At 43.0% G+C, this 11,165-nt stretch carries 9 protein-coding genes and 2 pseudogenes; 4 read left to right on the top strand and 7 right to left on the bottom strand.

Annotated features, from left to right (window positions below; genetic code table 11):
• A partial coding sequence (locus ACH2DQ_RS00160; RefSeq protein WP_395024987.1) for a response regulator transcription factor occupies window positions 1-643 on the bottom strand: 643 nt, incomplete at its 3' end.
• A 162-nt stretch (window positions 644-805) separates the two neighbouring features.
• Here ACH2DQ_RS00160 and ACH2DQ_RS00155 point away from each other — a divergent pair.
• Together ACH2DQ_RS00155 and ACH2DQ_RS00150 are read left to right on the top strand one after the other, a co-directional pair.
• Window positions 806-3,133 carry an extracellular solute-binding protein gene (locus tag ACH2DQ_RS00155; protein WP_394911147.1) on the top strand — a complete coding sequence of 776 codons (2,328 nt, stop codon included), beginning with the start codon at window positions 806-808 and terminating at the stop codon, window positions 3,131-3,133.
• 97 nt (window positions 3,134-3,230) lie between these two features.
• Window positions 3,231-4,544 (top strand): hemolysin family protein, encoded by a 1,314-nt coding sequence (locus ACH2DQ_RS00150; protein WP_394911148.1) that lies wholly within the window; start codon window positions 3,231-3,233, stop codon window positions 4,542-4,544.
• Here the strand turns inward: ACH2DQ_RS00150 and ACH2DQ_RS00145 are convergent.
• Window positions 4,534-4,635: pseudogene (locus ACH2DQ_RS00145) on the bottom strand (DUF6783 domain-containing protein); the annotation flags it as partial. The gene ACH2DQ_RS00150 and the pseudogene ACH2DQ_RS00145 overlap by 11 nt on opposite strands.
• On the opposite strand from ACH2DQ_RS00145, the pseudogene ACH2DQ_RS00140 reads away from it, so the two are divergent.
• Both ACH2DQ_RS00140 and ACH2DQ_RS00135 read left to right on the top strand, forming a co-directional pair.
• Window positions 4,612-4,722 (top strand): annotated as a pseudogene (locus ACH2DQ_RS00140) (DUF6783 domain-containing protein); the annotation flags it as partial. The pseudogenes ACH2DQ_RS00145 and ACH2DQ_RS00140 overlap by 24 nt on opposite strands.
• Window positions 4,723-4,835: 113 nt before the next feature.
• On the top strand, window positions 4,836-5,354 hold the full coding sequence (locus ACH2DQ_RS00135; RefSeq protein ID WP_394911162.1) for a manganese catalase family protein: 519 nt from the start codon (window positions 4,836-4,838) through the stop codon (window positions 5,352-5,354).
• A gap of 93 nt (window positions 5,355-5,447) precedes the next feature.
• Here ACH2DQ_RS00135 and ACH2DQ_RS00130 read toward each other — a convergent pair whose 3' ends face one another.
• The 5 genes from ACH2DQ_RS00130 to ACH2DQ_RS00110 form a co-directional block, all read right to left on the bottom strand.
• Window positions 5,448-6,155, bottom strand: a complete 708-nt coding sequence (locus tag ACH2DQ_RS00130; protein ID WP_395024983.1) for an ABC transporter ATP-binding protein — start codon at window positions 6,153-6,155, stop codon at window positions 5,448-5,450.
• A complete protein-coding gene (locus ACH2DQ_RS00125) occupies window positions 6,156-7,160 on the bottom strand; it encodes a FecCD family ABC transporter permease (RefSeq protein WP_394911150.1) in 1,005 nt (334 codons plus the stop codon). It abuts the gene before it with no gap.
• Complete coding sequence (locus ACH2DQ_RS00120) at window positions 7,160-8,155, bottom strand: FecCD family ABC transporter permease (protein ID WP_394911151.1); 996 nt, start codon at window positions 8,153-8,155, stop codon at window positions 7,160-7,162. The genes ACH2DQ_RS00125 and ACH2DQ_RS00120 overlap by 1 nt, the downstream gene beginning before the upstream one ends.
• Window positions 8,152-9,120, bottom strand: a complete 969-nt coding sequence (locus tag ACH2DQ_RS00115; RefSeq protein ID WP_394911152.1) for an ABC transporter substrate-binding protein — start codon at window positions 9,118-9,120, stop codon at window positions 8,152-8,154. The genes ACH2DQ_RS00120 and ACH2DQ_RS00115 overlap by 4 nt, the downstream gene beginning before the upstream one ends.
• A 249-nt stretch (window positions 9,121-9,369) precedes the next feature.
• Window positions 9,370-10,950 (bottom strand): glycoside hydrolase family 43 protein, encoded by a 1,581-nt coding sequence (locus ACH2DQ_RS00110; protein ID WP_394911153.1) that lies wholly within the window; start codon window positions 10,948-10,950, stop codon window positions 9,370-9,372.
• Window positions 10,951-11,165 lie beyond the last annotated feature (215 nt).

Here is an 11,165-nt window from a genome sequence, read left to right as displayed (position 1 = left end):
GGATTGTTTTCAGGGTAAGCGTGCTGCCCACACTGGTTAGACGCCTTCTCAGGAGATGGATATAGTTATCCAGATTTCCTTCCTCCACAGAGGCATCCGGTCCCCATACGCGGGTTAACAGGGTCATACGGGGAAGAATTTTACCCGAATTATTTAAAAAAGCTTCCAGCAGATCACCTTCCCGCCGTGACAGGGCACAGGTCAGTTCTCCACGGGAGAGCTTTTTCTGTGACGTATCATAAGAGATATCACCGAAGGTAAGGGGTTTGTTTTCATTCCAGCCGGCAGGTCTTCGGCTGATACAGCGAATGCGTGCCATCAATTCTTCAAATGCAAAAGGCTTTACGATATAATCATCGGCGCCAAGGTCCAGTCCCTGCACACGGTCATGCAGATCACCCAGTGCAGTCACCAGAATCAGCGGTGTGGATATTTGTTCAGAACGCATTTTCTTCAGAACCGCAGTGCCGTCCAGGATAGGTAGCATCCGGTCCAGCAGAATCAAATCATGAATATTTTCACGGATATATCGAAGGCCGGAATCCCCGTCGTGACAGATATCCACAGAGATGCCTTCGTGTTCCAACTGATATTTTAATGTATCACATAAAATCAAATCATCTTCTATTATTAATATTCTCATAACATTTTACCTCCTTAATCCATTATAATATGTATTTTATTAAAATAAAGCAGAAAATAACTTAAGAATCATTAAGTTTTAATTTTTAGAGATTGGCTAGAGAAAAGTATGCTATGATTTTCCCAGCGAAACAAATTAATATCATTATGAGGAGGAATAACTATGAGAGGTTTTTTAAAGAAGGGAATATGTCTTACAATGGCAGCAGGCATAGCAGTTGTGCCGTTGGCAGGATGTCAGAGTGGAACAGATCGTACAGTGGACTCACAGGGAGGAAGTGAGGCAGCATCCGGAGCAAATACTTCAACTGATTCGGAAGCAGGTGCCATGGGACGCTATCTGGAAGAAGATGCTGCATTGCCGGAAGGTACCGCTTTCATACTGGATATATGTAAACAGACAGACGGAAGTGTGAATCTGGCGATTAGCAATGAAGCAGGCAACAGAGAACTATGGAATTCCAAAGATGTGGGAAAGACCTGGGAGAAAGTGTCGGATTTCCCGGCGGATATTCTGAACGATGATGCAGCTTATTTGTATCATATGGCTTTGTCACCGGATGGTGCGATTGGAGCCGTCAAATATTCGGAAGATGGTGGTTTCCAGCCCTTATATGCCGATAAAGATGGAAATGTAAAAGTGTTCGACCAATTATTTGGCGGAGCAGAAGCAAATGCCCAGGCAAACCTGTCAGATGTAAGCTTTACAGAAGACGGCAAACTGCTGGCACTTGGAAGCAGTGGTGTATTTTTAATAGATATGGATAAAGGAACCGTGGCGCAGGAGTTCGCCAAGGGTTCCTCGCCCCTTACCATTGGAACCGCAGGTAATGTACTTCTTGTGGTAACGCAGGAAGAAGTACAGCTTTATGATATAGCAACGGGCAAACTGATGGATAAGGATAAAGTGCTGGATGAGCAGATCGTGGGAAAAGATTCCCCGGGACAGCTGGAGGGCAGTTCCAGTACAAAGCCGGTACTGTTCCAAAAAGGAAAAGAGGGAGAGTCGGTATACTACTGTAATTCCAATGGTTTTTATAGCCATACTATCGGAGGAAGCATTGCAGAACAAATTATAAATGGAGAACTGAATTCTCTTGGAAGCCCCAGCACAGGACTGGTATCCATGGCAGCTATGGATGATGATTCTTTCCTGGTTGCCTGCATGGACGGAAGCGATTACAAATTATTGCGCTATGTGTATTCCAAGGATACACCAGCCGTACCTAGTAACGAGATAAAGGCATATACACTCCGGGATAATCCAGAGATCCGCCAGGCAATTGCCCTTTTTCAGAAGAAGTACCCGGATACCTGTGTGACGCTGGAAGTGGGATTAACCGGAAATGATGCGGTAAATACCTCGGATGCCCTCCGTACATTAAATACAAATATTCTGGCGGGTAACGGACCGGATCTGCTGCTTTTAGACGGAATGCCAATCCAGTCCTATATCGAAAAAGGAATCCTGGCGGATCTTGGAAATGTGTTAGATCCCCTGTCCGCGGAAGAAGGATTTATCGAAAATATCAAGAACACCTATGAAAATGACGGCAAAATCTATGCGGTGCCAACCAGATTCCAGATACCGGCGATTCAGTCTGGTAAAGAGACGGTAGATGCCGCGAAGGATCTGAAATCTCTTGTAGATCAGGCTGAAAAAATAAAGGGGGAAAACAGTTATATAAGGGTGCTCACTCAGATGTCAACTGTAGATCTGGCATTGGAGCCCTTGTATAATGTAAGCTCGCCAGCATGGGTAAAAGAGGATGGAACGCTGGATAAGGATTCTCTGACAGAATTTGTAACCCAATTCAAACGTCTCTATGATCTGGAGGATCACAGCCAGGACCAGGACGATTCCTATGTGTTAGAGGATATTAAAAATTCAACCGCCAGTACACTCTTCAGTATCTCCATAGGAAGTATGAGTAGAATGGATAACAGTATGGGCATGACTATTGGAAATATTATGTCTATGATGGACTTGTCTAGGATGGTTTCTGCAATCAAGCAGACGGAAGGCGAAACTTACGGACTGCTAAACGGCCAGGCAAAGAATGTATACGTGCCGGGATCCATTATTGGAATCAGCAGTAAAAGTGCCGTACCGGAACAGGCAGAAAAATTTGCATCCTTCCTGCTGTCCAAAGAAGCACAGGTTGTAAATCAGGGAAGCGGATTCCCAATCAATAAAGCTGCATTTGATACGATGATTAATGACAAACCCGCCAAGGGGCTTGGAAGTGAGAGCGTTGGAAACAACCAGACCGGTTCAATGGTATCTCTGGATATTGAGTGGCCAACTGATGAAGAAATCAATACCTTTAAAAGTTTTGTAGAGACTCTGGATAAAGGTCCGCTGTCCGACAATGTAATTAAAGAAACGGTATTTGAACAGGTAAAACGATGTGTTAAGGATGGTGTTTCTGTGGAAGATGCAGTCAATACCATTTTACAAAAAGTAAATCTGTATATTAGTGAAAGATAAACTTTTTATTAAATTTCTAAATTTTCTTAAATATTGTTGTGTGGGATGAATAATCTATGATATAATCGGACTAAAAATTTTTAGGAGGAATTATATCATGGATTTAGACCCTGACCCTGGTGCGACACAGATTGCACTGCAACTATTATTTTTGGTATTTTTAACATTTGTAAATGCATTTTTCGCAGGAGCTGAGATGGCAGTGGTATCTGTCAATAAAAACAAGATCCGGCGACTTGCAGAAAACGGTAACAAGAAAGCGGTTTTGATACAAAAACTGATGGAGGATTCCACAAAGTTCTTATCTACGATTCAGGTCGTGATCACTTTTGCGAACTTCTTCTCCAGTGCATCCGCAGCATCGGGTATTTCCAAGATTCTGGGCGGTTGGATGAGCAAGTTCAATATTCCATTCAGTGAAACCATCGCACTTGTTATTGTTACTCTTTTACTTTCTTTTGTAACTCTTGTATTAGGGGAACTGGTACCGAAAAGAATAGCATTGCAGAAAGCGGAAGCCTTTAGTTTATGGACCGTTAAACCGATCTATATAATATCAAAGGTAATGGCGCCGTTTATCAAACTTTTATCTCTGTCAACAAATTTTATCCTGCGTTTAGTTGGGATGAAAACCGAGAATATAGAAGAGCGTGTGTCGGAGGAGGAAATCAAGGCCTTATTAGAATCAGGCAGCGAACAAGGTGTGTTTAATGAAATTGAAAAGGAAATGATAACATCCATCTTTTCATTTGATGACAAAATTGCAAAGGATGTTATGGTTCCAAGAAAAGCGGTTTATGCAATTGACATTGAAGAACCGCTGGAAGAATATGTGGATGAGCTGTTATCCAGCAGACATTCCAAAATTCCGGTATATAAAGAAGACATTGACAATATTATCGGTGTTTTGCATATGAAAGATTTCATATTGGCAGCAAAGGAAAACACTTTTACCGGTGTAAAGATAGAAGAGATTATGCAGGAGCCATATTTTGTACCGGAGTCTAAAAATACGGATGAATTATTCCGTGACCTGCAGACGAAGAAAAACCATATGGCAATCTTAATTGATGAATACGGCGGATTTTCCGGTATCGTTACAGTAGAAGACCTGGTAGAAGAAGTTATGGGCGAGATCAATAATGGATATGAGGAAGAAGAGCCTGAATTTGTTCAGGTTGATGACAAAACATATGTAGTGGATGGACAAATGCTGGTAGATGATTTAAATGATAAATTGCACCTGAAGCTTGAGACGGAAAATTATGATACGATGTCCGGGTACATGGTGGAACATCTTGGATATATCCCGAAGGATGGAACCCATCCGGAATTAAAAGTGGATGGCGTGGTTCTGCGTGTGGATCAGATGGAACAAAAGGCTATTAAAAAATTAAAGATTATGCTGTAGAGCGTGTTTTAAGATTGCTTTCTGTCGGCTGGGCGTCACACTTTGTGGGAGATTTGTCCCGGATGAAGGGCGCGTAGCGGGCTACGTAACCTGAATTCGGGGCAAATATGCCGCTAAGTGGGGCGTGCAGATGGCAGGAATGAATTTTCAAACAGGCTCTAGCGTTTATAAATCATGAAAAGGCTGTTGCGGTATTCTGCTCAGTCTTTTTTTGTATGGAATGCATGTCATTTTTTAGGCATGAAAGCATATGATAAATAATAAATGAAGAAAACAGAGGTACATAACGTGATGAAGAATAATTCGGAGAGTAAATCCGTTGCAAGTCCGGAACCTTATCCGCCCATAAAAGTAAGCAGAAAAAACCCGTATTATGCCAATATGCTTTATCCGGCATTACGGGCCCAGGAAAGTGAAATGACTGCAATTACCACTTATTTATATCAGCACTGGATTCTGACAGACCGGTTTTCCGATTTGGGGAAAACATTGATGGCTATATCAAATGTGGAAATGTTCCATCTCAATACCATTGGACAGTTGATCACGATGCTGGGAGGTGATCCCAGGCTTGCCAACAATGCGTGTGAATGCTGGAATGCAGATGCAATTGACTATTGTCAGGAGGTGCATCATATACTGGCAGCAAATATAGTTTCTGAAGAAGGAGCTGCCGCATTCTACCAGCAGACTGCAAAAGAGATCCAGGATCCCTGTGTCAGTGCGGTATTGAAGAGACTGGCACTGGACGAAATACTTCATGCCAAGATCTTTAGGGAATTTCTGGAGTCAGACAAAAGCAGCTTTTAAATTAAACACTTTCCAAAGTATCATAATCTACACAGATTGGATAATCCCCTGTTCTGCTTTGCTCCAGGCGCGCGTCAATTCCGTAAAGCTGAACTAAGTTTTCTCTGGTAATGACATCAGCTGGGCTCCTTCAAATAGAACGTTTCCCTTTTTCATTCCGATCAAATGATCTGCAAACTTAGAGGCATGGTTCAGTTCATGAATGACCATAATAATTGTTCGGTTATTTTCTTGGTTCAGTTTTTTAAGAAGCTTTAGAATCTCTATTTGGTGAGACATATCCAGATAAGTCGTAGGTTCATCCAGAACTAATATTTCTGTTTCCTGAGCCAGTGCCATGGCGATCCATGCCCTTTGACGCTGGCCTCCGGACAGGGATTCCACCATCTTTTCACGCAATTCATAGACACCTGTAGAATACATTGCCCATTCAATCATCTGCAGGTCATGCTCATTCAGTCCGCTCATAGGACGCTGGTAAGGAAAGCGGCCATATGCCACAAGTTCCTTTACCATAAGCCCGGTGGGGATCGAAGGACTTTGGGGAAGAACAGCCATTTTACGGGCGATGGCTTTGGAAGCCTGTCTGCGCAGAGATGTTCCATGAAGCAAAATCTCGCCATGGCGGCTGGGAATAATACGGGACATGGCCTTTAACAAAGTAGATTTTCCGCATCCGTTAGAACCAATCACCATCGTTATTTTCCCTTTTGGTATTTTTAAATTCAATTTTTGAATAATAATTTCATTTTCATAAGCGATCTGCAGATCTTTTGTCTGAATACATTCTTGATTCATCATCTATTTCTCCTTTAACATTAAGTAAATAAAGTATGGCACTCCAACAATGGAAAGCGTAATGCCTACCGGGATCTCGAAAGGCGAAAAAAGATTCCGGGAAATGCTGTCAGCGGCTATAATGAACACTGCGCTGATCATTGCCCCTGTAATAATTTGCCGTTTATGGGATGCGCCAGTCAGTTTCTTAGCGATATGAGGACCCAGCAGTCCCAGAAACGCAATATTCCCGGCAACTGAGGTTGCCAATGCGGAAAGTGCAACTGCCAGAAGTAATAAAATTCTGCTTTCCCGTTGAACGGAGACACCCAGGCCGCTTGCAGTTTCCTCTCCCAGAGCATAGACATCAAGGGTGCGGCTTTTGTACAGGACCAGCATAGTCAGAAGCAGAACGGCCGGAGCCAGAAATACAAAGTATATCCAGCTGCTTCCCCAAAGGCTTCCGCTGATCCAGGTAAGTGCCTGATTATAGTCACCCTTGGACATATTTAGCTGGTAGAGCGTAATAAAAGCATTGATGCCCGCATTTACCCCAATTCCGGTTAAGATCAGCCGGTTGGGAGAAATCCCCTTTTTATATGCCAGAAAGTAAATCAGCAGAGAAGAAAGCAGGGAGCCTGCCAAAGCAAAAACGGGTATCATAAATACAGTAGAAGCAGATAAAGCGGAATAATACGAAGTACTTTTCAAAGAAATAAATAGTACAACTGCAAGGGCAGCACCTGCATTAATACCAATCATACCAGGTTCTGCCAGAGGATTACGGGTTACACTCTGCAAGATGCAGCCTGCGGTAGAAAGAGCGATTCCTACAAATAGTGCGATACAGATTCTTGGAAGGCGCAGTTGCAATATGGCAGTATTCTGTAAACTACTGCCCTGTCCCAAAAGTGTGCGCAGTACATCTCTTACCGGAATCGTATAAGTTCCCCATATGAGAGAAATAAGTACTGCTGCAAGCAGAAAAAAAGCAGTAACGATTAAAACAACATGAAATCTTCTATTCATCAGCGGCTCTCCCTTCTAATCATCAGTAGAAATACAGGGACTCCAATGAGGGCAGTAAAAAGCCCGATGGGAGTTTCATATGGAGGTTGAAGCATTCGTGCTGCAATATCTGCCCATACCAGCAGTGCGCTTCCAAATAAAAATGAAAGAGGTATCAGTTTACGGTAATCGTTCCCAATCATTTTGCGAACAACATGAGGGACAATCAGTCCGACAAATGCAATATTTCCTGCAATTGCCACGCTTACGGCACACATGGGAATCAGCAAAAGCATCGTGACAATCCGGACTTTCACAGGATTTACTCCAAGTCCTGTACAGACATCATCACCCAGACTTACGATATTTATTTTACTGCTCATAATAAGGGCAATAATCATGCAGGGGATACTTACCAGGAGTAAAATTGTCATTTGGTTCCAGGATGCCGTTCGAAATCCGCCGGATACCCAGAAAGCCAGTTCCTGTGAGCGGTTTCCCAGCAAAGCAATGACAGATGCCAGCGACAGAAAGAAAGTTCCAATTGCGGTACCTGCAAGTATAAGCCGGGAAATATTCATACTAGAGGCACTTTTCATACTAAATAACAGAACCAGGATGCCGCTGATGAATGCACCAGCCAATGCAGCAGCAAAGTTTCCCAGAACACCGTAGAGAGAAGCATTGACACTTACTGCTGCCACGGCAAGAGCAGCTCCCTGGGTTATTCCCATAATGGAAGGTTCTGCGATAGGATTCCGTGTGACACCCTGCATCATGGCACCGCCCATTGCCAGCAGGCCGCCAATGATCGCACTTGCCAATGCTCTGGGCAGACGAATATCCCGCACAAGCTGCATATCCAGAGAAAGTTCTTCCGGTTTTCCAAGTGTAAATAAACTATGCAGTACGGTTTCCGGTGGGATACTTTTGGCACCGGCACAAGCGGCGGCCAATAATCCGGCCGCCACTAAGAGGAAACTGATAAACCATGCACCTGCTATTTTACGATTCATTTTAATTTCTCCATCAGGGAAGCTGCTTCATCCAAGAACAATGATCTACCAATGCAACTGTAGCCCTGGTTAAAATACGGACTGGATGGAAGCTCCAGAACATTGCCGTTTTTAATTGGATCCATGTTTTTCCAAACGGGATTCTCCCGGAGGGACGCCAGATCTTCAGCGGTACCTATAGCAAGAATGCGGTCGGCATCGATTTGGGCCAGTCCTTCGTAGCTGACAACCGGGAGACTGATATTTTCCTGCACAGGCATTCCTTCCGGGCGTTTTAATCCTAGATCTTCATATAATATGCTTCCGATTCCTGCTTTATCAAAAATAAAAATCTGTCCGCCGCTGGCCAGAAGCGCCAGGTAAGAGGTGTCTTCACCATAAGAACCGCGGATTTCTTCACCGGCTTTCGCTGCTTTTTCTTCATAAGAAGTGAGCCATTGTTCTGCCTCGTCAGTTTTATTCATAATGCCGGCAACACTTTTGACATCTTCTTTCCAGTCCGTCTGGGCAAGCTCCAGCATAACAACCGGTGCAATACCGGATAATTGCTGATACATTTTCTCCTGAACGGTAGAAATAATGATCAGGTCCGGTTCCAGTGCGATAATTCCTTCCACATCCATGGTATCCTGCATACTATAGCCCAGGATAGAAGCACCTTCCAGAACATCTTCCAGGTAGGGTGGAAACTTTGTATAATCATAAGCATCCGAATTTGCTGTTCCCGCAACCTTATATCCCAGCACGGACAAGATATCGCTGTTACCGCTTATATCCACAATTTTTTGTGGGTTGGCAGGGATAGTTAGTTCACCTCTGGCATCAGTAACCGTAATAGTGTCCCCGGTACTTTCAGAAGTATGAGCAGCTTTCTCTGTATCCGATGCATTTTGGCACCCCGATAAGAACAGCATCGCTGTGCAGGAAAGCACAACAAGACTTTTTAGAAGATGTTTATTTGACATAATTAAATCCTCACTTTCAAAAATGGATAATAATGTTAGCAAAGGCTAACCATCTTGTCCCGTATTATATACAATATTTTCAGAAAATGCAAGGATAGGTTGCTTAATGATAATTTTATCAATAAGAAAGATGTCTCCAGGGCGTGCAGATTGCAGTAATAAATTTACAAACACGCCCTTGGAGCAGAATATCAAAACTGATCAAGGGTTGCTGAATGTCCAGTGGACGTTCGTTTCGCAACTTATAGTTTAATTCTCTTTTCCACTGTAATGAAACCAGTCAAAATCTGCATAATTTACAGAAACGGATTGGTTGCTGCTTGCATACATACCTATATAAACGCCTGTAAATCCTTCATTTACCGTAGAACTCAATAGAGAAGCATCAATATCTTCTGCAAAAAGCTTGAGGCTATGTTCATTCGGCCCGTAGAAGAAAGCATATGTTTCACAGCGTCCCTGTACACTGAGGCATAGGCGTTCCGTTTGTTCAAGGGGCAGTTCCTTGAGTAAAGTACGGATTCCGTTTTCTGTACGATGCAATTGCAGAACCTCATGGTCATTCCGAAGGGTTTTAACAAAGACAAGATTGTAACGATTATCCTGAATTAATACGATGCCTGCTTCTTCCATATCATTTTTTGGACTGAATTCCATTTCAGCAACAGTTATAAAGACTTTATGCTGTTGACGTCTGCCAATAAACGCAGGATTACAGATTTCCTGAATCACTTCCGGTTCCAATGAGAGCCGGAGATATCCCCTGCGTTTTGTCAGAGAATAAATGTTCTTCTGAGGTGGATGGATCATATTCCAGACCATGGAAAGAGAGTCCGTGTCAAAATTGTCATTAGGATCTGTAAAAGGACAATAAGTTACGGGAAGATCAGGCAGCCGTTCTTCTCTATGAATCAATCCGTTTTCCGTGTCAGGCATCGGCCATCCGTCTTCAGCCCAGATAATGGGAATAAGAAATGTTTCTCTTCCAAGATTGTAATGGAATCCTGCATAGGGGCGTACCCCCAGTAAAACCATCCACCATTCTCCATGCTGTGTTTCCACTAGATCTCCATGACCAACTACAGAAATATCACTTAGCAGGGGCAGATGTCTATGGGTAACAATGGGATTCCGGGGACAGATCTCATATTCCCCATCAATTTTTCGGCTTCTTGCCATCATAACACTATGGTTGGCAAAAGTTCCCCCTTCTGCGGTCATTAAATAATACCATCCATCTTTTTTATAAATATGGGGAGCCTCAATCCATTTTGAATGTGAGCTGTTTCCGTCCCATATAATAGTACGCTGCCCCTTAAACTGTAAAGTCCCGGAATCAAGTTCGTTTAAGTATATTCCATGATGTCCGTCATAGAGGCGCTGATCACTGATAAAATTACCTGTGTACCAGACAGAGCCGTCATCATCAAAGAACAGACTGGAGTCAATCCCGTCAGCTCCTTTTACAAAAACCGGGTCACTCCAGGGGCCGGCAGGATTTCTTGCAGTAATAATAAAATTATCACGGTCGGCTTCCCTCCCCCGTGAGACAAAGGTATTAATAATATAGAAGATACCTTTATGGAAGCGGATAGAAGGAGCCCACAAGCCCTCGGACGTCTCACAGTTCTTATAATTCAGTTGATCAGGACGGTGTATCCCATGTCCGATCTGTTCCCAGTGTACCAGATCCCGGCTGTGAAAAATTGGCAGCCCTGGAAAATATACAAAGGACGAGGTAACCAGATAGTAATCATCTTCAACACGACAGATAGACGGATCCGGGTAAAATCCGGATAAGACTGGATTTGAAAAAGTTTTTTTAAGCATACTCATATTCCTTTCTTAATTCAGCTTGACACAGAACTGATATTTTCTAACTTCGCAAGCTGATTCTGTTTGCAGTTGACAGAAATGTATGATCAATCATCCTCTAGTATAGAGAAGCTGCCATGGAAAGTATATAGAATTAAATATCTTATATCTAAAAAAAATAGGCATTTTCATTCATATTTGCTGATACATGCTTGAAACTAATGGTATGA

The organism is Robinsoniella sp. (assembly GCF_034124845.1).
Note: the sequence above shows the minus strand (reverse complement) of the source record. Positions and strands in the feature narration are given on the sequence as shown.

Coding starts and splice junctions, on each gene's coding strand:
- ACH2DQ_RS00120 (WP_394911151.1), bottom strand. CDS start 8,155: ATGAATCGTAAAATAGCAGGTGCATGGTTTATCAGTTTCCTCTTAGTG.
- ACH2DQ_RS00130 (WP_395024983.1), bottom strand. CDS start 6,155: ATGATGAATCAAGAATGTATTCAGACAAAAGATCTGCAGATCGCTTAT.
- ACH2DQ_RS00115 (WP_394911152.1), bottom strand. CDS start 9,120: ATGTCAAATAAACATCTTCTAAAAAGTCTTGTTGTGCTTTCCTGCACA.
- ACH2DQ_RS00135 (WP_394911162.1), top strand. CDS start 4,836: ATGAAGAATAATTCGGAGAGTAAATCCGTTGCAAGTCCGGAACCTTAT.
- ACH2DQ_RS00155 (WP_394911147.1), top strand. CDS start 806: ATGAGAGGTTTTTTAAAGAAGGGAATATGTCTTACAATGGCAGCAGGC.
- ACH2DQ_RS00150 (WP_394911148.1), top strand. CDS start 3,231: ATGGATTTAGACCCTGACCCTGGTGCGACACAGATTGCACTGCAACTA.
- ACH2DQ_RS00110 (WP_394911153.1), bottom strand. CDS start 10,950: ATGCTTAAAAAAACTTTTTCAAATCCAGTCTTATCCGGATTTTACCCG.
- ACH2DQ_RS00125 (WP_394911150.1), bottom strand. CDS start 7,160: ATGAATAGAAGATTTCATGTTGTTTTAATCGTTACTGCTTTTTTTCTG.